This window comes from Labrys sp. Lb11 (genome assembly GCF_057554225.1).
In genome coordinates this window covers 397,464-417,869 of record NZ_BAAJOT010000003.1, presented here as the reverse complement: position 1 = coordinate 417,869, position 20,406 = coordinate 397,464, and the positions used below count along the sequence as shown (strand labels likewise).

General features: G+C 70.0%; 17 protein-coding genes. 9 read left to right on the top strand and 8 right to left on the bottom strand.

All coding sequences use genetic code 11. The features are described 5' to 3' along the window. Positions 1-10: 10 nt before the first annotated feature. A complete protein-coding gene (locus tag AC27L4_RS11790) occupies positions 11-1,138 on the bottom strand; it encodes a hypothetical protein (RefSeq protein ID WP_487142329.1) in 1,128 nt (375 codons plus the stop codon). A gap of 11 nt (positions 1,139-1,149) precedes the next feature. Further along, complete coding sequence (locus AC27L4_RS11785; RefSeq protein WP_487142328.1) at positions 1,150-2,229, bottom strand: hypothetical protein; 1,080 nt, start codon at positions 2,227-2,229, stop codon at positions 1,150-1,152. Positions 2,230-2,443: 214 nt separating this feature from the next. On the opposite strand from AC27L4_RS11785, the gene AC27L4_RS11780 reads away from it, so the two are divergent. Next, positions 2,444-4,135, top strand: a complete 1,692-nt coding sequence (locus AC27L4_RS11780; RefSeq protein ID WP_487142327.1) for a caspase family protein — start codon at positions 2,444-2,446, stop codon at positions 4,133-4,135. A gap of 31 nt (positions 4,136-4,166) precedes the next feature. Further along, the gene (locus AC27L4_RS11775; RefSeq protein ID WP_487142326.1) at positions 4,167-4,586 is read left to right on the top strand and encodes a secondary thiamine-phosphate synthase enzyme YjbQ; all 420 of its coding nucleotides are present in this window, start codon (positions 4,167-4,169) and stop codon (positions 4,584-4,586) included. An 18-nt stretch (positions 4,587-4,604) separates the two neighbouring features. On the opposite strand, the gene AC27L4_RS11770 is transcribed toward AC27L4_RS11775, so the two are convergent. The 4 genes from AC27L4_RS11770 to AC27L4_RS11755 form a co-directional block, all read right to left on the bottom strand. Further along, positions 4,605-6,326, bottom strand: coding sequence for a dihydroxy-acid dehydratase (locus AC27L4_RS11770; RefSeq protein WP_487142324.1), 1,722 nt, complete (start codon positions 6,324-6,326; stop codon positions 4,605-4,607). A 129-nt stretch (positions 6,327-6,455) separates the two neighbouring features. Further along, the gene (locus AC27L4_RS11765; protein ID WP_487142323.1) at positions 6,456-7,895 is read right to left on the bottom strand and encodes an NAD-dependent succinate-semialdehyde dehydrogenase; all 1,440 of its coding nucleotides are present in this window, start codon (positions 7,893-7,895) and stop codon (positions 6,456-6,458) included. Positions 7,896-7,907: 12 nt separating this feature from the next. Beyond that, entirely contained in the window at positions 7,908-9,791 is a 1,884-nt protein-coding gene (locus AC27L4_RS11760) for a thiamine pyrophosphate-dependent enzyme (protein ID WP_487142321.1), read from the bottom strand. A 105-nt stretch (positions 9,792-9,896) separates the two neighbouring features. Then, a complete protein-coding gene (locus AC27L4_RS11755) occupies positions 9,897-10,685 on the bottom strand; it encodes an IclR family transcriptional regulator (RefSeq protein ID WP_487142320.1) in 789 nt (262 codons plus the stop codon). 587 nt (positions 10,686-11,272) lie between these two features. Here AC27L4_RS11755 and AC27L4_RS11750 point away from each other — a divergent pair. From AC27L4_RS11750 to AC27L4_RS11730, 5 genes are all read left to right on the top strand, one after another. Then, complete coding sequence (locus tag AC27L4_RS11750) at positions 11,273-12,334, top strand: substrate-binding domain-containing protein (RefSeq protein ID WP_487142319.1); 1,062 nt, start codon at positions 11,273-11,275, stop codon at positions 12,332-12,334. A gap of 71 nt (positions 12,335-12,405) precedes the next feature. Continuing rightward, positions 12,406-13,341 carry an ABC transporter permease gene (locus AC27L4_RS11745; protein WP_487142318.1) on the top strand — a complete coding sequence of 312 codons (936 nt, stop codon included), beginning with the start codon at positions 12,406-12,408 and terminating at the stop codon, positions 13,339-13,341. Between the two features lie 146 nt (positions 13,342-13,487). Next, positions 13,488-14,615 carry a Gfo/Idh/MocA family protein gene (locus AC27L4_RS11740; protein ID WP_487142317.1) on the top strand — a complete coding sequence of 376 codons (1,128 nt, stop codon included), beginning with the start codon at positions 13,488-13,490 and terminating at the stop codon, positions 14,613-14,615. An 8-nt stretch (positions 14,616-14,623) separates the two neighbouring features. Continuing rightward, positions 14,624-15,463: a sugar phosphate isomerase/epimerase family protein gene (locus AC27L4_RS11735; protein ID WP_487142315.1), complete on the top strand. Its 840-nt coding sequence runs from the start codon at positions 14,624-14,626 to the stop codon at positions 15,461-15,463. Continuing rightward, entirely contained in the window at positions 15,460-16,227 is a 768-nt protein-coding gene (locus AC27L4_RS11730) for an ATP-binding cassette domain-containing protein (protein ID WP_487142313.1), read from the top strand. Before AC27L4_RS11735 ends, AC27L4_RS11730 begins: the two co-directional genes overlap by 4 nt. 56 nt (positions 16,228-16,283) lie before the next feature. On the opposite strand, the gene AC27L4_RS11725 is transcribed toward AC27L4_RS11730, so the two are convergent. Continuing rightward, entirely contained in the window at positions 16,284-17,291 is a 1,008-nt protein-coding gene (locus tag AC27L4_RS11725) for a Gfo/Idh/MocA family protein (RefSeq protein WP_487142312.1), read from the bottom strand. 131 nt (positions 17,292-17,422) lie between these two features. Here AC27L4_RS11725 and AC27L4_RS11720 point away from each other — a divergent pair, with 131 nt between their 5' ends. Both AC27L4_RS11720 and AC27L4_RS11715 read left to right on the top strand, forming a co-directional pair. After that, the gene (locus AC27L4_RS11720; protein WP_487142311.1) at positions 17,423-18,256 is read left to right on the top strand and encodes an amidohydrolase family protein; all 834 of its coding nucleotides are present in this window, start codon (positions 17,423-17,425) and stop codon (positions 18,254-18,256) included. 91 nt (positions 18,257-18,347) lie between these two features. Beyond that, the gene (locus tag AC27L4_RS11715; protein WP_487142310.1) at positions 18,348-19,262 is read left to right on the top strand and encodes a dihydrodipicolinate synthase family protein; all 915 of its coding nucleotides are present in this window, start codon (positions 18,348-18,350) and stop codon (positions 19,260-19,262) included. On the opposite strand, the gene AC27L4_RS11710 is transcribed toward AC27L4_RS11715, so the two are convergent. Further along, the gene (locus AC27L4_RS11710; protein ID WP_487142309.1) at positions 19,263-20,018 is read right to left on the bottom strand and encodes a FadR/GntR family transcriptional regulator; all 756 of its coding nucleotides are present in this window, start codon (positions 20,016-20,018) and stop codon (positions 19,263-19,265) included. Positions 20,019-20,406 lie beyond the last annotated feature (388 nt).

The following is a 20,406-nucleotide window of genomic DNA, read 5'->3' as shown; positions in this document are numbered from 1 at the left end:
ATCCCCGCCGTCACATGCCGCTGAGCACGGCGCCGTTCTCGGCCACCACATATTTGCGCACGCCGGCAAAGCCCGGCGGGTTGCGGTCGCTCAGCACCTGATAGGCGCGCAGCGGCAGGATCAGCGAGCGCTCCAGCCGCGTCACGCCGGCGTCCGCGGCCACCGGGTCGTACTGGTCGAGATCGAAGATCTCGCGCTGCACCTGCGAGAACAGCCCCTTGGGTTGCGTCTCGCAGCGGGCGGAGACCAGCGTCTCGACGGTCCAGGCCAGGGCCCAGTCGCGACCGTTGACGCCGGACGCCTCGGCCAGGATGTCGCGCAGCGGTCCGTTCTGCTCGGTGAAGGCGTGCGAGTACATCGGGCCGACATGGATGCGGCGCAGCAATTTCGGATGCAGCTCGTCGAAATCGGCGTCGAAGCCGCGGGCGATGGTCAGGAGCTTCAGCGACGACAGCGACTGGGCCAGGAGATGGGACTGCACCACCGGTGCCCGTTCCGCATCGTCGGGCAGGGGCGTGCGGCCGGAATCCTCCATGACCAGCACATAGATCGCCGGCACACTCTCCATGCTGTCATAGACCGCCCAGTGGACGAGGTAGCGCCGCCGCGGCTCGTCCGGACGGGAGATCAGCAGGAACTGCGGATGGTTCTGGGCGAAGAACAGCGCGCGCGCCTTCAGCGTCTCGTAATAGACGCGCTGGCTCATGGCATATTGCAGCCTGCCCGGCGCGCTGCGCTCGGAGAGGATATGCGCGATCATCTGCTGCTTGAGCGCGGCCTGGTCCGGCAGGGCGGCGAGGTGGCGGTCGGCCTGGGTGAGGTCGGTCGCCATGGTCAGGATCTCGCGGAAAACGGGAAAACCGCTGTCGCGCCGGTCGATCTCGAGGCTGAGGGGCGGCGCGCCCGCCCGGCCGGCCATCAGGTGCTTCAGGCCGAGGGCGGTGAAGCTGTTGGCCAGGCGATTGAGATAAGCCTCGATCAGGTCGAGCTGCAGCTTGCCGAGCTCGCCCGGAGACCGGTTCTCGGCCAGGCCGGCCACGTCGCGCAGATGGCTGATGATCCGCGCGAACTTGGCGAAGTAGCGCCGCGTCGCCATCGGATCGGGCAGGACGGCGTGGTCGTCTCCTGGAGCGCTCACGGACGTGCCGGTCAGGACTGGCCGTAGAGGTTCTTGTCGTGCTTCTCGACGATCGCCGCGAAGCGCCGGGCGAAGCGCTCATCGGACTTGGCCTTCTCCTCCAGCACCTTGCGGGCGAAGACCATGTGGTCCTCGTGGCGCTCCATCATGTCGGCCATGCGCTGGTTGGTGGCCGAGCCGATCGCGGCCATGGCGGCCTGCGCCTCCTGGTCGGTCTTGACGCCGATCTCGTTGATGCGGTGGGCGACATCCTGCTGCTGGGCCGTCTTCAACGACTTGGTCAAGGCGTCGTAGAGCACCACGCGCTGCTTGGTGTCGGTCTGCAGCTTGTTGATCAGCACCATCTGCGTGGCAGCCTGGTTCTGCAGGCTGTCGACCCAGCTCTTGCCCTTCTCGATATAGCGCTCCAGCGTCTGCGACTGGGCGAGCTTGACCTGCTCCTCCTGGGCCAGCGCGTTGAAGCGGGCATTGGTCTCGGCGAGCTCCGTCTCCAGCCTGGTGCGGGCGGCGGCGTTCTGCTCCATCGAGATCTTGTTTTCCAGCTCGATGATCTTCGGATCCATCGCCAGGATCTGGGCCTTGATGGCATCGAGCTGGCCGACGGTCGCCTCGCGCTCGCCCAGCGTCGCCGACAGGTTCTTCTCCACCCGGGCCTTGTGGTCGTTCAGCACCCCGAGCTGGCCCTGCAGCAGGTTGACGATGATGTCGGACTTGGCGATCAGATCCTGCAGCTTGTCGTCGATCGAGGTGCCGCGCAGGCGCTCCTCGCGCATGCTGTCGGACTTGGCCTCCGAGAACATGCCCACGAAGCTCTCCCAGCCGGTCTTCTCGCGCAGGGCGCTGAAGTCCTTGGAGAAGCCGGCGGTGATGTCGTCGAGGCCGATGATCAGCTCGGCGATGTTGGCGTTCATCGCCTCCGAATGGGCGTGCACGTCGTCCAGCGTGGCATTGGCGATGTCGATGGAGACATCCGTGCCCTGCTCCATCTTGGCCCGGGTGGCCTCGATCTTCGAGGTCATGTCGGCGACCTTGGCCTGGGCGGCCTTCACTTCGGCCTCGGCGGCTTTGATCGCGGCATCGAAATCGGCCATGGACGCTTTCTCCCTCCCGTCGTCGTCGCTCGGTAGGAGTTAGGAGATCAACGTGGAAATTGGAAGACGTGAGGGTGTCACCTGGGAAACCGGATGGCCTCCGCCGCAGCGATGTGCGTTTGCGCACGGCCCGCCGGCGCCGGATCGGGCAGGGCGGGTGGAGGAACCTCGCGCCGCGCGCTAGGGTGCTTCATCCGTCCCGGGAGCCTCGTCCATGCGCCGTCTTCTCGTCCTCGCCGCCGTCCTGGTGCTGGCGCCCTTCGCGGCGCAGGCGCGCAGCATCGCGCTCGTCGTCGGCAATGACGCCTACGCCAATGTGCCGACGCTGCAGAAGGCGGTGAACGATTCCCGCTCGATCGCCGCGGAGCTGGAGAAGCTCGGTTTCGTCGTGCGCCGGGTGGAGAACGTCGACCAGCGCGCCATGAGCAAGGCGATCGTCGCCTTCAACGCCGACATCCAGCCCGGCGACCGCGCCGTGTTCTACTATTCCGGCCATGGCTTCGAGATCGGCGGCACCAACTACCTCCTGCCCACCGACGTGCCTGCGGCGAAGTCGAGCGAGCAGGATCTGGTGCGCGACGCCTCCTTCCCGGTCGACCGCATCATCGACGGTATCCGCGAGAAGGGAGCGGGCGTGGCGATCCTGGTGCTCGACGCCTGCCGCGACAACCCCTTCTCCGGGCCGGGCACGCGCTCGACCGCCGCGACGCGCGGTCTCAGCCGCGTCGACGCGCCCGAGGGCGTGTTCGTGCTGATGTCGGCCGGCGCCAAGCAGGAGGCGCTCGACCGCCTGTCGGACGCCGACGGCAATCCCAACTCGGTCTTCACCCGCACCTTCCTCGCCGAGCTCGACAAGCCCGGCCGGACGCTGGTGCAGATCGCCAAGGCGACGCAGGTCAAGGTCAAGGCGCTGGCCCGGACCATCGGCCACGAGCAGACGCCGGCCTATTACGACCAGGTGATCGGCGACGTCGTGCTCTCGGATGCGCCCGCCGGCGCGCCGCAGGCCGACCAGCCGGCGGCCGAGGCCCACAACGTCTCGCCGAACGTGCCGACCGAGATCCACGTCACCGAGACCACCCAGGCCGGTGCCGGCGTCACGCTCGGGCCGGGCGTCACGCTCGGGCCCGGCGTGGTCATCGGCGGCAAGGACGCCAAGATCGCCCTGCAGGACCCGGCCAATCCGCCCAAGGACAGCGCCGAGCAGCGCCTCGCGACCCAGCAGGGCGGCGTGCCCGCCGGCAGCCAGCAGCTCGCGATGGTGCGGCCGGACCCGAGCGTCAAGGACGCGGCGCAAGGGGCGGTACGGGCGCCGATCGCCAATTTCATGCGCTCCAATTCCGGCTGGACGGTCACGCTGTCGACGCCGGAGCCGGTGGTCTCGATCTCCTACCGCGTCGGCGAGGCCGGCGAGTACCGCGACACCGGCCTGCTCGACGTGCTCGACCAGCGCACCGGCCAGCGCATGCCCAACCCGTCCTTCCAGCTCTCCGGCAAGGCCCAGGCGGCGATCATCCAGGTGCGCTACCAGACCGTGGACGGGGCGACGGTCGGCCCGTTCCCGATCCGCTTCGACCCCGACGTGGCGCTGTTCGACACCCAGCGCAAGGCGCTGGAGCAGATCTGGCCGAGCTGGGTCGAATTCCGCGACTTCAACGGCACGCTGGTCTACTTCACCACGCTGATGAGCTATCGCTGCGCCATCACCGAGGTGCGCTACGGCCTCGACGGCGCCGCGCCGCTCCGCCGCTTCGACATGCCGGCCTGCAACGCCAAGGACCCGTACTCGATCCCGGGCAACGCCACGCCCTACATGAAGGTGCCGGGCAAGACCAAGTCGATCAGCGTGCAGATCACCTGGCGCGACGGCACGCAGTCGGAGGTGAACACGATCGAAAGGGAGTGATTTTTGCGGCTATGGCCCTATATCAGGAGTCATGCGCCAGGCAATTCATCACCTCTCCATTCCGACGCGCGGCAAGGGGCTGATCGAGGTCACCGAGGCCGTGCGCTCCTGGGTCGGCGCGCAGAAGATCGCGACCGGGCTCCTGACCGTCTTCTGCCGCCATACCTCCGCCTCGCTCCTGATCCAGGAGCGGGCGGATCCCGACGTCCGCGGCGACCTTCTCGCCTTTTTCGGGCAGATCGCGCCCGAGCAGCCCGGGCGCTACGCCCACGAGTGCGAAGGGCCGGACGACATGCCCGCCCATATCCGCGCAGCGCTGACCCAGGTGCAGCTCTCGATTCCCGTCGATGCCGGCGCCATGGTGCTCGGGGCCTGGCAGGGGCTCTTCCTGTTCGAGCACCGCAGCCAGCCCTACCGGCGCGACATCGTTCTGCACCTGATCGGCGAGTGAGGGGTGCGAGGGCGCCGCTCAGCCGCCTTCCGGCTCCACCGCGCGCAGGAAGGCGAAGTCGCAACCCTGGTCGGCCTGCAGGATCTGCTCGCGATAGAGGCGCTGGTAGCCGCGGTCCCGCGCCGGGCCGGGCGGCGCCAGGGCGGCCCGGCGGCGGTCGAGCTCGGCCTCGTCGACCAGCAGCTCCAGCCGGTGCCGCGAGACGCTCAGCCCGATCCGGTCGCCGCTCCGCACCAGGGCCAGCGGCCCGCCCGAGGCGGCGTCGGGCGCGACGTGCAGCACGATGGTGCCGTAGGCCGTGCCGCTCATGCGCGCGTCGGAGATGCGCACCATGTCCTTGACGCCGGCCCGGGCCAGCTTGGCGGGAATCGGCAGGTAGCCGGCCTCGGGCATGGCCGCCGTGCTGGCCGGCCCCGCATTCTGCAGCACGAGAAAATCGTCGGGCGTGACGTCGAGCGCCGGATCGTCGATGCGGGCGGCCAGATCCGCCAGCGAGGTGAAGACGACGGCGCGCCCCTCGCGCTCGAACAGGGCGGGATCGGCGGCGGCGCGCTTCAGCACCGCGCCGCGCGGCGCCAGGTTGCCGAACAGGGCGACGAGCCCGCCGGTCTCGCGCACGGGATCGTCGACGGGCCGGACGATCTGCCGGTCGACCCAGGCGTCGGCCGCCGCGATGCGCTCGCCGAGCGTCTCGCCGGTGACGGTCAGGCAGTCGAGATGCAGCAGGTGGCGCAGCTCGCGCAGCACGGCCGGGATGCCGCCGGCGGCATGGAGATCCTCCATGTAGCCGGAGCCGGTCGGCTTGAGGTCGACGAGGACGGGCGTGGTCCGGCTGAGCTCGTTCATCGCCCGGAGGTCGAGCGAAAGGCCGAGCCGGCCGGCGATGGCGGCGAGATGAACGACCGCGTTGGTGGAGCCGCCGAGCGCCAGCAGCACCCGCGTCGCGTTCTCGATCGCCGCGGCGGTGATGATCCGGCTCGGGCGCCGGTCGGTGCCGATCAGCGACACGGCGATGCGCCCGGTCTCCTCCGCCATGCGCAGGCGGTCGGCGTCGACGGCGGGAATGGCGGCGGCACCGGCGGGCATCATGCCCAGGGCCTCGGCGAGCGAGGCCATGGTGCTGGCGGTGCCCATCACCGCGCAGGTCCCGGCGGTGGAGGCGAGGCGCTGCTCGACGGCGTCGATCTCGGCCTCGTCGACGGTGCCGGCACGGTAGCGCGCCCAGAAGCGCCGGCAATCGGTGCAGGCGCCGAGCCGCTCGCCGCGGTGGCGACTGGTCGACATCGGCCCTGCCACCAGCTGGATGGCGGGGATGTCGGCCGAGGCCGCGCCCATGAGCTGGGCCGGCACCGTCTTGTCGCAGCCGCCGAGCAGCACCACCGCGTCCATGGGCTGGGCGCGGATCATCTCCTCCACGTCCATCGCCATCAGGTTGCGGAACTTCAGGCTGGTCGGGTCGAGGAACACCTCGCCGAGCGAGATGGTCGGGAACTCCACCGGCAGCGCGCCGGCGGCGAGCACGCCGCGCTTCACCGCCTCGATCAGCTCGGGGAAATGGCGGTGGCAATTGTTGAAGCCGCTGGCGGACTGGGCGATGCCGACGATCGGCCGGTCGAGCATCTGCCGGCTGTAGCCCATCGAGCTGGCGAAGGACCGGCGGAGATAGAGGCTGAAGCCGCGGTCGCCGTAATTGGTGAGCCCGCGCCGCAAGCCGCGCGGTTCGGCCGTGTCGTCGCTCATGGTTCGCATCCTCCCTGTGTCCGGGGACGGTCGAGGGCGCCGGCCGCAGGACGCATCATTTCAGAAATCAGGCGATGCCCGCACCGTGGCGAGACGATCGGCGGCATCCGCACCCGCTCCGTTCCGTGTTCACGCCAGGCGCAGCTTGACATATTTCGGCTCGAGATAGTCGAGGATGCCGAGCCGGCCGCCCTCGCGGCCCATGCCGCTCTCCTTGATGCCGCCGAACGGGATCTCGGCGGCGGCGAGCAGCATGTCGTTGACGCCGACCATGCCCACCTCGAGCGCGTCCGCCGCACGCGAGGCGGTCGCCAGCGAGCGCGAGAACACGTAGCCGGCAAGGCCGTAGGGCACGTCGTTGGCGCGGCGCACAGCCTCGTCGAAATCGGCGAAGGGCAGGATCGGCGCCACCGGGCCGAAGGGTTCCTCGCGGAGGATCGCGGCGTCCTCGGGCACCCGGCCGAGCACGGTCGGCGCGAAGAAGAAGCCGCGGTTGAAGCCGGCGGGCGGCCCGCCGCCGGTCAGGAGCTCGGCTCCCTTGCCGAGCGCGTCCTCCACCAGCTGGGCCGTCCGCTCGCGCCCGCGCGCGTTGATCATCGGGCCGAACTCGACGCCGTCGTCGCGGCTGCGGCCGATGCGGATCGCGCCGGCGGTGTCGGCCATGGCCCGGGCGAAGGGCTCGTAGATCGAGTGGTGCACGAAGAAGCGGCTCGGGGAGATGCAGACCTGGCCGGCATTGCGAAACTTGGCGCGGGCGCAGGCCTGGCCCGCCGCCACCGGATCGGCGTCGGCGAAGACCAGCACCGGGGCATGGCCGCCGAGCTCCATGGTCATCTTCTTCATGCCGTCGGCGGCCAGATGCGCCAGCGCCTTGCCCACCGCCACCGAGCCGGTGAGCGACACCTTGCGGATCACCGGCGAGGCGATGAGGTGACGCGAGATCGCGTCGGGCGAGCCGGTGACGATGTTGAGCACGCCGGCGGGCAGGCCCGCGGCGCGGGCCGCCTCGGCGATGACGTAGGCGCTCGACGGCGTCTCCTCGGAGGGCTTGACCACGATCGGGCAGCCGGCCGCCAGCGCCGCGGCGATCTTGCGGGCCGGCAGCAGCGCCGGGAAGTTCCAGGCCGTGAAGGCCGCGACCGGGCCGACCGGCTCGTAGCGCACGTCGAGGCGGATGTCGGCCTCGCGGCCGCCGAGGCTGTGGCCGAAGATGCGCCGCGCCTCGTCGGCCTGCCAGTCGAACTGGTCGATGGCGGCCGCGAACTCGCCGCGCGCCTCGGCCAGGGGCTTGCCCGTCTCGCGCGACATCATCAGCGCCGCCTCGGCCGCCCGGGCGCGCAGCTCCTCGACGATGCGGCGCAGCAGGGCGGAGCGCTCCCAGCCCGGCACGGCGCGCCAGGCGGGCGCGGCCGAAGCGAGAGCGGCGAGGGCGTCGTCGAGATCGGCCGGCCCGGCCTGCGGGATCGTGCCGATCACCTCCTCGTCGGCCGGGTCGACGACGGCGAGCGTCCTGCCGTCCCGGGCCGGGCGCCAGGATCCGGCGATGAAGAGTCCGAACCGTTCATACATGTCGAAAGCTCCTCAGATGGTCTGGCCGGCATAGAGGCGCTCGACCTCGGCGCACCACGGCCCGACGTTCCAGCGGCCATAGGCGCCCATGCCGCCGAGGGGATCGTCGCCCCAGTAGACCGGGACATGGACGAGGGCGAGCCCGTCATGGGCATGGGCCTGGCGCAGGGCCGCCTCGAACTCGGCGAGCGTCCAGCCGCCGAACACGGCCTTGACGCCGGGGACCGCGGCGGCCATCGCGACGTAGTCGACCGCGACCTCGTCGCTGGTGGCGAAGTCCGGCCCGTACTGGGCGTTCTGCAGCGAGGAGATCGCCGCCATGCGCCGGTTGTCGAAGACGACGACCATGCCGCGTGCGCCGTGCACCACCGCGTCGATCAGGATCTGCGGGTTCATGACGAAGGAGCCGTCGCCGGAAAAGGCGATCATGTAGGCCGGCCGGTCGGCTGCGGCGGCCGCGAGCAGGGCGCTGGCGGCAAAGCCCATATAGGAGGCGCCGGCTTCGGTGACGCTCTCGCCCGGCCGGTCGTCCTCGACGATCTGGAAGCCGTTGGCCTGGACGTCGCCGGCGTCGAACACCTTGACCGCACCGACGGCCGCGGCGAAGCGCGCCAGCGCCGCGATGGCGCTCGGCTGGGTCAGGACCGGGCGGCCCCAGGCGGCGTCGTGCAGGGTCACCGCGCCGCAGCGCTCGGCCTTGAAGGCCTGCCACTCGGCCTTGCGGGCGGCGCAGTCGCGGCGCCATGCCTCCGTCCGCGCCAGATCGGCCGCATCGGCCGGACCGAGATCCTCCAGCCAGCGGGCGATCACCGCGCCGATGTCGCCGGGCAGCATCAGCGTGTCGTTGTAGTGGGCGGCGTCGTCGAGGTCGGCATTGATGTTGATGACGGCCTCGGCCTTGGGATAGCCGGTGCCCGAGCAGTCGGCCTGGCAAACGGCGCGCGTGCCGACGGCGATGAGCAGGCTGGCCTCTTCCATGGCGTGGTTGCCGCTGATCGAGCCCTTGCTGCCGCCGACATGCATGTTGAGGGGGTGGCGGTCCGGCAGCACGCCGGTCGATTTCGGCGACAGCACGACCACGGCGCCGAGCCGCTCGGCCAGGCGCCGCACCGCCTCGGGCGCGCCGCAGGCGCCGCCGCCCGCCTTGATGACGATGCGGGCATGGCGGCGGGCGAGGGCGCTCGCCGCTCGATAGGGATCGGCGCCGGCCGGCGCCGTCGCCGGCGCCTCGATACGGCGGGGCAGGGCGTCCAGCCGCAGCCCGCGGATCAGCCGCGGCTGCACGTTGATCGGCAGGCAGAGATAGAAGGGCGAGGCGAAGCCGGGGCGGTGCACGGCGGCCGTGCCGCGGCGCATCGCCTCGCGCAGGGCCTGCGGCGTGTGCAGGGTGAAGGCGGGGGCCATGACGTCGACGAGCCGGCCGAACTGGCCCTGGCGGGTGCCCGGGACCTGCTGCATGTTCGGCCCTTCGCCATGGGTCGTCTCGTCGCCGTAGAGATGGTAGACGCCGATGCCGTTCGAAGCGGCGGCCAGCGAGCCGGCGAAGGCCTGCAGGGCACCCGGGCCGATCGACGTCAGCACCGCGGCCGTCTCGCCGTAGACCCAGCGCAGCGCCGTGGCGGCATGGGCCATCGCCACCTCGTTGCGGCAGTGCAGGAAGCGCAGGGCGCCAGCCTCGGCGTAGAGGCGCAGGACCTCGCCGAGATCGGTGTTGCCGTGGCCGAGGATGCCGAAGAACTTGGTGACGCCCTGGCGCAGCAGGCCCAGCACGACTCCCTCGGAGACGGTGACGTCGACCGTCGGCGCAACGGTCCCGGCCGCGAGCGCGGCGGACAGGCCACCGGCGGCGGCGATGGCGCGCGCCCGGGCGCGCATCTCCTCCCCTTGAGCGTGCATGACGTTCTCTCCCTGTCGTGTCTTGGTCTTGGTGCGGGCAACAGACGAGGGTTCGCACCGCCCCGCCGGCGGCACGCTCCCGGATTTGGACGCGGAATGAGCCGCCTAGTCGGCGCCGACGACCGTCCCCGCCGCTGCGTCCTCCTCGTAGCCGAGCCGGCGCGACAAGGCGGCCGCCTCGTCTCGCACGAGGATCTCCCAGGCCTTCATCCGGTCGTCGGTGACCCGCGGGCTCGGGCCGGAAACGCCGACCGCCCCGCACACCATGCCGTCATGGCGGAAGACCGGCGCGGCGAGGCAGCGCACGCCGATGCTGAACTCCTCGTCGTCATAGGCAACGCGGTTGCGGCGCACCTGCGCCAGGTGCCCCTCGAGCGCGGCGGCGTCGGTGATGGTGCGGCGGGTGAAGGGTTCGAAGGACAGCGCTGCGATAAGGGCCTCGCGGATGCGCGGCGGCTGGAACGCCAGCAGCGACTTGCCGAGCGCCGTACAATAGAGCGGAGCCAGCGTGCCGATCGGCGCATCGACGATGACGCCGCGGTCCGGCGCGGCCTGGTCGACATAGAAGGCGCGGCCGTCGGCCAGGATGGCCATGTGCGAGCATTCGCCGGTCCGCTCGGCCAGCAGCTCCAGGGTCGGGCGGGCGCTCGACCGCAGGTCGATGCGGCGCAGCGCCTTGTGGCCGAGGATGCCGAGGGTGATGCCGAGGGTGTAGCGCTGGGTAACGGGATCCTGGGCGACGAAGCCGGCCTGCTCCAGCGTGCGGAGCATGCGCGACACCGAACTCTTGTCCATCTCGACCTGGCGCGCCAGGTCCGAGACGCCGACGGCGCCGGGCTCGCGTCCCAGCGTCTCCAGGAGCCGAATAGCCTTGCTGACTGATCTGATTTCCACGCCTGCGTCCATCCGGTCGAAGGAATGACATCACTATGGCGAGATGATGCGCTTTGGTCAACAGTGTTGCGAAACTAGGGTCCAAGGCTGTGCCGAGGCGGCACTTCCGGTCTTTGGGGGGGGCATTCATCGGCAGGCGAAGCCAACGTGGCGGTCATGGTCGGACCAAGTCCCATGAGTGCTAAGATAAGCGATCGTTAGGGAAATAGGCTCGTCAGGTCAATCGTGGCTGAGAGGCCGTTGCCTCTCTCGGGGGCGGCATAGTTCGATCTTGTCTTGGCGCTTATGGGATCAAGTCCGGCCATGACGGCGGAGAGGACGCGCCGGAGGGTGAAGCACTTGTTCGCAATCGAGTTCTACGCGGCGACATTGTCCACTCCATTCCCGCTGGTGCCTGGAATGTGGCCATCGGCGGTCGGCTACGGCAGGAGTTTTGGAGTCTGTGTGTCGCATTGAACATCATTGTTGACGTATGAGGGACGATGTGGATAGATTTTGATCGTCGCGATGCAACGCGTTCACCGGAAACCGGGAGCGCCAGCGACGATGTCCGGCGCCGCTCAAAAGCGCTGATCAGGGAGGAATCCATGTCTCTACATTTCACGCGGCGCGCCCTCCTGGGCGCCGTGGCCGCAACGGCCCTTGGTTTCGGCGCCCTGGTGTCCGCAACGCCGTTTGCCATGGCGCAATCCAAGACGATCGGCGTCTCGATTCCGACGCTCGACAACCCGTTCTGGGTCAACGCCGTGAATTTTGCCCAGCACGCGGCCGGGGCGCTCGGCGTCAAGTTGGTGGTCGTCGGCGCCGAGAACCGCGAGGACAAGCAGCTGGCCGACGTGCAGTCGCTGATCGCCGGCGGCGCCAATGCCCTGGTCGTCACGCCGCAGTCGACCGCCAGCGCCCCGGGCCTGATCGTGCTCGCCCAGCGCGCCAAGCTGCCGATCGTCATCGTCGACCGCTATCCCGGCTTCGCGGCGGAGAACGACAAGGCTCCCTATGTCGCCTTCATCGGCCCGAACGACGTCACCGCCGGGCGGGACATCGCCCAGTACCTGATCGGCCAGGGCGCCAGGAAGGTCGTCGGCCTCGGCGGCCTGCCCGGCTCCTCGGTGGCGGAAGGGCGCCAGCAGGGGCTCATCGAGGCAGTGAAGGCGGCGAGCGGCGTCGAACTGGTCCAATATGTCGGCGCCGGCGAGTCCGAAGACGCGGGCTACCAGGCGATGCAGAACCTGCTCGCGGCCCATGGCGCCGGCTCGATCGACGCGGTGTGGTGCTACAACGACGCCCTGTGCCTCGGCGCCTTCCGCGCCATCCGCCAGGCCGGGCGCGACAAGGAGATCAAGCTCGGCGGCATGGACCTCGTGCCCCAGGCGCTCGACCTGATCCAGCAGGGCACCAACTACGTCTTCTCCACCGGCGGCCACTGGCTGCAACTCGGCTTCGGCGTGATGATCGCCTTCGACGCGATCAACGGCCACAAGCCGATCAAGACCGACATCCGGCTCGACCTGCTCGGCGTCAACGGCGCCAATTTCGCCGCCTTCAAGGCGCAGTTCATCGACAGCGCGCCGCCCTATGACGTCAAGGACTACACGCTGACGACCAACCCGAAGGCGACGAGCCAGACCTTCCCGCTGCAGACCAAGTGAGGCGAGGCCGGCGAGCGCCCCTGCGCTCGCCGGCCCGCGCCCATGCCTGGATGTCCTTGAACGGGTTTGTCATGCAGTCTCCTTCGGTCGGCGAGTTCCTGTCGCGATACATCGCCTATGTCGCCCTCGCCGTCGTGATCCTCGTGTTCGGGGTGCTGGCGCCGGAGCGCTTCCTCACCCTGAACAATCTCGGCATCGTGCTGCAGAACAGCGCGGTGCTCTGCGTCGTCGCCATCGGCATCACCTTCATCATCATCGGCGGCAGCATCGATCTCAGCGTCGGCTCGGTGATGGCCCTGTCCGGCGCCGTCGCCGCCAGTTGCGTCGGCATGCTCGGTGCCTGGGCCTTCCTGGTGGCCCCGGTGGTCGGAGCCGTCCTCGGGGCGGTCAACGGCAGCGTCTTCGTCTTCGGGCGCATCCCCTCCTTCGTCGTGACGCTGGGCATGCTCTCGGTCGCCCGCGGCTCGACCGTGATCTTCACCGGCGGCATGCCGGTGCCGATCCCGCTGACCAGCGAGTTCTACCTGTTCGGCACGCCGCCGATGCCCTTCGTCATCGCCGTGGGCGTCGCCCTGGTCATGGCGGCGTTGCTGCGCTTCACGACCTTCGGCCGCTACACTTTCGCCATCGGCGGCGACGAGGAGAAGACGCGGGTGCTCGGCGTGCCGGTCGACGGCGTCAAGCTTGCGATGTTCATCCTGTCGGGCATGCTGGCCGGCATCGGCGGCGGCATCCTGACCTCGCAGCTCGGCTCGGGCAGCCCCACCGTCGGCACGGGCTTCGAGCTGATGGCGATCTCGGCCGTGGTGATCGGCGGCACGCCGCTCACCGGCGGCACCGGCTCGATCCTCGGCACGGTGGTCGGCAGCCTGGTCATCACCACGCTCGCCAACGGCCTGATCATCATGGGGGTCGCCACCAATGTGCAGACGGTGCTGACCGGCATCGTCCTCGTCGGCGCGGTGATGATCTCCATCCGCCGCGGCAAGCTGAAGATCATCAAGTAGCGGCCCCGCAGGCCGCCGGGCGGCTTCCGTGCGGCTTTCGCCGGGGTAGATTGAACGCGGCACGAAGCCTCGAACCAATGAGGGGTCCGGGCTGGCGGCTCGGGACGAAGCGCCGGGGCCGGAACACGAGAACATGGGTTGGAACGATGTCTGAACCGAAAGCACCTCCCGTCCGCATCGGGCTCATCGGCGCCGGCGCCATCATGCGGCTCAGCCATGCGCCGGTCGTCACCAGGTCGGCCGAGGCCGAGCTGGCCGCCGTCTTCGACAGCGACCTAGCCAGGGCCGAGGCGATCACCTCCGAGTTCGGCGGCAAGGCTTTCGGCGACCTGGAGGCCATGCTCGACAAGGGCGGCGTCGACGCCGTGATCGTGGCAACGCCCAACCGCTTCCACGGCGAGGGCGTCATCGCCGCCGCCGCCCATGGCAAGCACGTGCTGTGCGAGAAGCCGCTGGCGATCGACGTGGCCGAGAGCCGGCGCATGGTTGAGGCCTGCGCCAGGGCCGGTGTCGTGCTGCAGGTCGGCTTCAACCAGCGCTTCTGGGGGCAGGTCGAGATCGCCAAGGCCCTGCTCGATGCCGGCTTCATCGGCAAGGTCCACCAGATGCGCTCGGTCTATTCGGAGAAGTCGACCGCCTATCCGGCGGCGACGCGCTACCGCTACGACCTGGCCCAGTCGGGCGGGGCCACCATCATCGACCTGACCATCCATCGCATCGACCTCGCCCGCCACCTCGTCGGCGACGTCTCCGGCGTCTTCGCCGAGCTGGCGCACAGCCAGATGCAGGAGAAGGTCGACGACAATGTCTGGCTGCTGACGCGCTTCGAGGGCGGCGCGCGCGGCTGCCTGTCCGGCAACCGCTATTCGCCCAATATCGGCGACGGCACCGACCTCTACGGCACCGAGGGCACCATCCATATCGCCAGCGAGACGCTGAACCCGTTCAACGCCGCGCCGCTGGCGGTCTACACCGAGAAGAGCGCCAAGGACCTGCCCGAGGTGCTGCGCGAGGCCCATTATCCCGACGCCTGGTGGAAGGGCTTCGAGGGCGGCTGGATCACGGTGAAGCCGCCCCGGCGCAGCCCCTACGAGGCGCAGCTCAGGGCTTTCTGCGCCGCCACCCGCACCGGCCGCCTCGAAGCGGCGAGCGGCGTCGACGGCCTGAAGGCGCAGGAGGTGGTGCAGGCCGCCTATCTCTCGATGCGCTCGGGCGGCTGGGTCGACCTGCCGCTGCCCGCCGACGCCCCGTTCATCGTCCCGACCTACGCCTGAGGTTCGCCATGCAAGCCTGCTTCCACAGCGTCGGCCTTCCGGCGCTCGGCATCGGGGAGGTGATCGGCCGAGTGGCCGACGCCGGCTATGCGGCGATCGAGCTCAACGCCGAAACGCTGCCCTGGGCGCCGCCGCATGTGACACCCGAGGCCACCGGCGAGGAGCGCCGCGCCATCGTCGCGGCCTGCCGCGGCCGGGGCCTCGCCATCCCGGCCGTCGGCGCGCATGTCGGCATGGTCGCCGCCGACAAGGCGTCGCGCGAGGCGGCGATCGCCTTCGTCGACGGCTGCACGGATCTCGCCGCCGAGGTCGGCGCGCCGGTCGTCCATATCCTCTCCGGGCCGCAGGCGGGGGAGGGCACGCGCGAGGACGGCTGGCGCTGGTTCGCCGATGCCGTGGCGCGGACCACCGACCATGCCGGACGCCGCGGCGTCACCCTGGCGATCGAGGCCATCGCCGGCCATCTCTTCCATGCCGTCGACGACTATCACCGGCTGGCGCGCGACCTGCCCGGTGTGCCGTTCCGGGTCAATTTCGACCCGAGCCACCTGGAGGTCCAGGGCGAGAACCCGGCCCGCGTGGTTGACGAACTGGCCGACCGCATCGTGCACGTCCACCTGAAGGACGGCAGCGGCCGCTTCCCGGATTTCGCCTTTCCGCCTCTCGGCCAGGGAACCATCGACTTCCCCGCCTTGGTCCGCGGCCTCGAGCGCGCCGGCTATGGCGGGGCGCTTTCGGTGGAGTACGAGGCGCAGGTCTACGGCTTCATGCTGAGCGAGGATGAGATCCTGCGCTCGGGCCTCGCCTTCGTCGAGCGCCTCGGCGCCGGCGGGAAAGGGCTGGCATGACCGGGACACAAGCGGCGGGTGAGCACTTCCTCAAGCTCACCAACGTCAGCAAGCGCTTCGGCGGCCTGCTGGCGCTCGACGGCATCGACCTGGAGATCCGCCGCGGCGAGGTGCTCGGCCTGCTCGGCGACAACGGCGCCGGCAAGACGACCCTGGTCAAGGTGATCTCCGGCGTGCACCAGCCGAGCGGCGGCACGATCGAGTGCGGCGGCGCCGAGGTGCGGATCAACTCGCCCGACCGTGCCCATCAGCTCGGCATCGAGACCGTGTTCCAGGATCTCGCGCTGGTTCCGAACCTGCCGGTGGCCGCCAACTTCTTCATCGGGCGGGAGCGAACCGTCGACCTCGTTCCCGGCCTGATCCGCCTGTTGAAGACGCGGGAGATGGAGCGGGACGCCGCCGAGACGCTGAAGCGGCTCGACATCCACATTCCCTCGCTGCGGGTCACCGTCGACAGCCTCTCGGGCGGGCAGCGCCAGGCGATCGCCATCGCGCGCGCCATCCGCTGGAAGGCCAATCTCGTCATTCTCGACGAGCCGACGGCGGCGCTGAGCGTGCCCGAGCAGAACAAGGTGCTCGAGCTCACCCGGCAGCTGGCGAGCCAGGGCGTGGCCGTGGTCTACATCACCCACAACATGAACGACGTGATGCAGGTGACCGACCGCATCGCCGTGCTCTATCGCGGCCGCAAGGCCGAGGAGCTGCGGACGGCGGAGACCAGCCAGTCCGAGATCGTCCACCTGATCATGTCCGGACGGCGGTAGGCGTCCCGCACGGGAGCGGACGGGGCGCCCTTCGCTCCGCCACATCGCAAGACGCGTCAGGCGTAGAAGGCCGGCCTGCCCGGCAGGTCGAGCCGCGTGCGCCGGCCGCTGCGCAGCGCCTCGAGGCAGGCGGCGGCGGTGGCGGAGGCGACATAGCCGTCCCAGGCGCTGGCGCCGTCGGTCGCGGGCGTGCCGGTGCGGATCGAATCGACCCAGGCCTGGAGCTGGGCCGCATAGGCGGCGGCGAAATGCGCCCGCCAGTCCGGCGCGAAACCGATGGCCTGCTCGCCGGAGAAACGCTGCTCGACCGGGGCTTGCGGGCGCAGCGACACCGTGCCCTGCTCGCACACCAGCTCGGCCCGCACGTCGTAGCCGTAGCCCGCGGCCAGGAAGAGCTCGACGTCGACGAGCACGCCGCCACGCATCTCCAGCACCATGAACTGGCGGTCGCCCGGGGGCGTGCCGCCGTCCGGCGCCCGGATGAAGGTGGAGACGGCGGCGACCTCGTCGTCGAGCAGCCAGCGGGCGATGTCGAGCTCATGCACCGCCGAATTGGTGACGACCATGCCGGCGTCGAACCAGGGCGGCACGCTGGCGTTGCGATGGACACAGTGCAGCATCGCCGGAGCGCCGAGCCGGCCGGCGACCAGCGCCGCCCGCATGGCCCGGTAGCCCGGATCGAAGCGCCGCATGAAGCCGACCTGCACCAGCCGCCGGCCGAGCCGGGTCTCGGCCGCGACGACGTCGAGGCATTCCTCGGCGGTCGGCGCCAGCGGCTTCTCGCACAGCACCGGCTTGCCGGCCGCGATGCAGGCGAGGGCCAGCTCGCGGTGGGTGGCGTCGGGCGAGGCGATGATGACGGCGCCGACCGCCGGATCGGCGATCAATGCCCGGCCGTCCGCATGCAGATGCGGCCGGCCGGTCTCGGCCGCCACCGCTCCGGCACGCTGCGGGTCCGCATCCGAGAGGGCCACGAGCGCCGCGCCCTGGATGGAGCGTGCCAGCGTGCGGGCGTGGTCGCCGCCCATGACGCCCGCGCCGATGATGCCGATTCCGATGGTCATGGAGAGGCTCCGAGCCGGTGGTCCCTTCTTGTTTCACCCGTGTGGGCGTGATTCAAGAGCGGTGCGGGCAAACTGTGTATTTTGACAGACAAGTTGGGGCGGCGCCCCATCCCATCCGGCGAGGTCTGACGATGATCATCGATGCGCATGTGCATGTCTGGTCGGGCGATGCCGACGCCTATCCCTGGCAGCCGATCCTGGCGCATGTGCCGGCCCCGACCACGTCGGCGCCGGTGGAGATGCTGCTGCAGGACATGGCCGGGGCCGGTGTCGGGACGGCGGTGCTGGTGCAGCCGAGCGTCTATGGCTGGGACAACCGCTACCTGATGGCTTGCCTGGCGGCGCGGCCGGACCGCTTTGCCGGCATCTGCCTGATCGATCCGCGATCGGCCACGCCCGAGCCCGACGTGGCGCGGTGGTGCGGGCCCGGCGGCTGCCGCGGACTGCGCCTCAACCTCATTCGCCAGGGCGACATATCCTGGCTGGCGCGGAAGGAGCGGCGTCCGCTGTTCGAGGCGGTCGCGGCCCTCGGCCTGTCGCTGTCGTTTCATATGGACCTCGACCAGGCCCCCGTGATCGCGGCCCTGGCGGCGCGCCATCCCGGCACGGCGTTCATCGTCGACTATCTCGGGCCGGACGTGCACCGCCGAGGCGACGCCGCGCCGCTGCTCGACATGCTGTCGGCGCGGGACAACGTTCATTTCAAGCTGCTCTGCGTCGCGGAAGATGCCCGCACCTCCTATCCCTTCCCGGACATCGTGCCGTTCTACCGGGCCGTGCTCGACCGGTTCGGCGCCGCCCGCGTGCTGTTCGGCTCGGACTATCCGGGCGTGCGCAGCGTGTGTCCCTACGCGCAGGCCGTCCGCTGGGGCGAGGCCTTTCCCGGCCTTTCCGGCCGCGAGCGCGACCTGGTGATGGGGGGCACCGCCGCCCACCTGTTCGGCCTGGAAAGACCATACATGTAAGACAAGTTTACGCCTTATTGACTCCGCAGCGTCAGGCCTTAGGATGATGGTATGATCCGGCCGCCCCGGGCCGGGCAGGAAAGAACGATCCATGCATGGCGATCTGACGAAGTCGGTCCTGGCGGTGCCCCCGCTCGCCCGGAACGCGGACCTGACGCTCAACCGGCCGGCGAATGCGGCGCTGATCCGACACCTGGAGGCCGGCGGCGTCTCGACGCTGATGTATGGCGGCAACGCCAATTTCTACAATATCGGCGTCGGCGGCTATGCCGAGCTGCTCGACATGCTGCTGGAACTGGCCTCCCCCGGAAGCTGGATCATCCCGGCGGTCGGGCCGGACTTCGGCAAGATGATGGACCAGGCCGAGGCGCTGCGCAGCCGGCCCTTCCCGACCGCCATGGTTCTGCCGGCCGCCGGCGCCGCGACGCCAGCCGGCGTCGAGGACGGCATCGCCCGCTTCGCCGAGCGGCTGGGGCGGCCGGCGATCGCCTATCTGCGCTCGGAGACCTATCTGGCACCGGCGGCAGTCGCCCGTCTCGTCGACAGAGGTGCGGTCGCCGCCATCAAATATGCCATCGTGCGTACGGATCCGACCGAGGATGCCTTCCTCGCGGACCTGGTGGAGCGCGTCGACCGGTCTTGCATCATCAGCGGCATCGGCGAGCGGCCGGCGATCGAGCATTGGCGCCGGTTCGGCTTGCGCGCCTTCACGTCCGGCTCGGTCTCGATCGCCCCGCGCGCCTCGATGGCGCTGCTGCGGGCCTTGCAGGCCGGTGATTTCGAGGCCGCGGCGCGGATCCGTTCAGGCTTCCTGCCGTTCGAGACGCTGCGCGACACCATCAATCCCGTCCGCGTCCTGCATGACGGCGTGACCCTTGCCGGCATCGCCGAGATGGGGCCGGTGCTGCCGCTGATGTCGAACCTGGAGCCTGAGGCGCGCGAGCGCGTCGCTCCGGCCGCGCGCAGTCTGCGCGCCTTCAACGACGGCCTGGCTGCGGCGGCCTGATCAGGGCTCGGTGCTGTCGGTCAGCACGCGCACCCGCGCATTGTCGATATGGGTGCGCATCGCCTCGCGCGCCGCTGCCGGCTCTTCCGCCTCGATCGCCTGGAGGATGCGCTTGTGCTCCTGCTGGACCAGTTGCAGGCGGCGGGCGCTCTGGCGCAGCGACAGCTTGCGGGCGAGCTCGATGCCTTTCAGCGTCGCCTCGGCGAAGACCTCCATGGCCTGGACGAACAGGCGGTTCTGCGCCGCCGCGGCAATGGCCACGTGAAAGGCGCGGTCAGCCTCGCCGCCGACCTCGCCACGGGCGATCACGCCTTCCAGGTCATCATAGGCCCGCTTGATGCGTTCGAGATCGGCCTCGCTGCGTCGCGTCGCGGCAAGGAAGGCGGCCTCGCCCTCCAGTGCGATGCGGAATTCCATGCAGCGCATGAGGTCGGCGACATCGCCGATCGGCGCCAGCAGCGAGAACTCCCGGTTCGGCCGGCGCTGCACGAAGGAGCCGGAGCCGTGGCGCGACACCACCACCCCGTCCGCCTGCAGGCGCGACAGCGCCTCGCGCACCACCGGGCGCGAGACGCCGTAGATCTCGCAAAGCTGGCTCTCCGAAGGCAGCTTCTCGCCCTCGGGCATGGCGCCGGAGACGATGCGGTCGAGGATCTGGCCGTAGAGCTGGTCGCCGAGGCGGGACGGGCGCTGCGGCGACTGGGCCGGCCACTCCATCTTCGGCCGGGACTTGAGTTCGGCGGGTTTGCGAGCCAAGCGGTCCTCCTTGTTCTGCCGATCTGCGGCCGCGGCGTCACCGCCCGCTGCGGCCGTCTCGAAGCCAGTCCGGCCCTCGTCGTGGCGATGTCAAGTCGCCTGACAAGTCGTCGTTCGATTCTCGGCGGCCGCCGCGGACATCGGAATCGTCGGACCCGTCATGAACGGTTTTGCCTTCGTGGGCGCTGGGACATGGCGGCGCACCGCGCCCTTTCGCCTTGGGGCTTGTTGGCGGACAAGCGCATTACTACTCCTGATGTGCTCCCTCTCGGCCGTCATGGCCGGACTTGATCCCATAGGCGCTAAGATATGCGATTGTCGGGGAAATGGACCCGTCCGTTCAATCGCGTCATGGCCGAGAGGACGCCGCCTCTCTCGGGAGCGGTAT

What these genes read in the sequence shown, in the direction of transcription:
- AC27L4_RS11725 (WP_487142312.1), bottom strand. Translation starts at nt 17,291, where the DNA reads ATGACCATCGGAATCGGCATCATCGGCGCGGGCGTCATGGGCGGCGAC.
- AC27L4_RS11780 (WP_487142327.1), top strand. Translation starts at nt 2,444, where the DNA reads ATGCGCCGTCTTCTCGTCCTCGCCGCCGTCCTGGTGCTGGCGCCCTTC.
- AC27L4_RS11765 (WP_487142323.1), bottom strand. Translation starts at nt 7,895, where the DNA reads ATGTATGAACGGTTCGGACTCTTCATCGCCGGATCCTGGCGCCCGGCC.
- AC27L4_RS11735 (WP_487142315.1), top strand. Translation starts at nt 14,624, where the DNA reads ATGCAAGCCTGCTTCCACAGCGTCGGCCTTCCGGCGCTCGGCATCGGG.
- AC27L4_RS11745 (WP_487142318.1), top strand. Translation starts at nt 12,406, where the DNA reads ATGCAGTCTCCTTCGGTCGGCGAGTTCCTGTCGCGATACATCGCCTAT.
- AC27L4_RS11770 (WP_487142324.1), bottom strand. Translation starts at nt 6,326, where the DNA reads ATGAGCGACGACACGGCCGAACCGCGCGGCTTGCGGCGCGGGCTCACC.
- AC27L4_RS11715 (WP_487142310.1), top strand. Translation starts at nt 18,348, where the DNA reads ATGCATGGCGATCTGACGAAGTCGGTCCTGGCGGTGCCCCCGCTCGCC.
- AC27L4_RS11760 (WP_487142321.1), bottom strand. Translation starts at nt 9,791, where the DNA reads ATGCACGCTCAAGGGGAGGAGATGCGCGCCCGGGCGCGCGCCATCGCC.
- AC27L4_RS11740 (WP_487142317.1), top strand. Translation starts at nt 13,488, where the DNA reads ATGTCTGAACCGAAAGCACCTCCCGTCCGCATCGGGCTCATCGGCGCC.
- AC27L4_RS11750 (WP_487142319.1), top strand. Translation starts at nt 11,273, where the DNA reads ATGTCTCTACATTTCACGCGGCGCGCCCTCCTGGGCGCCGTGGCCGCA.
- AC27L4_RS11730 (WP_487142313.1), top strand. Translation starts at nt 15,460, where the DNA reads ATGACCGGGACACAAGCGGCGGGTGAGCACTTCCTCAAGCTCACCAAC.
- AC27L4_RS11785 (WP_487142328.1), bottom strand. Translation starts at nt 2,229, where the DNA reads ATGGCCGATTTCGATGCCGCGATCAAAGCCGCCGAGGCCGAAGTGAAG.
- AC27L4_RS11775 (WP_487142326.1), top strand. Translation starts at nt 4,167, where the DNA reads ATGCGCCAGGCAATTCATCACCTCTCCATTCCGACGCGCGGCAAGGGG.
- AC27L4_RS11720 (WP_487142311.1), top strand. Translation starts at nt 17,423, where the DNA reads ATGATCATCGATGCGCATGTGCATGTCTGGTCGGGCGATGCCGACGCC.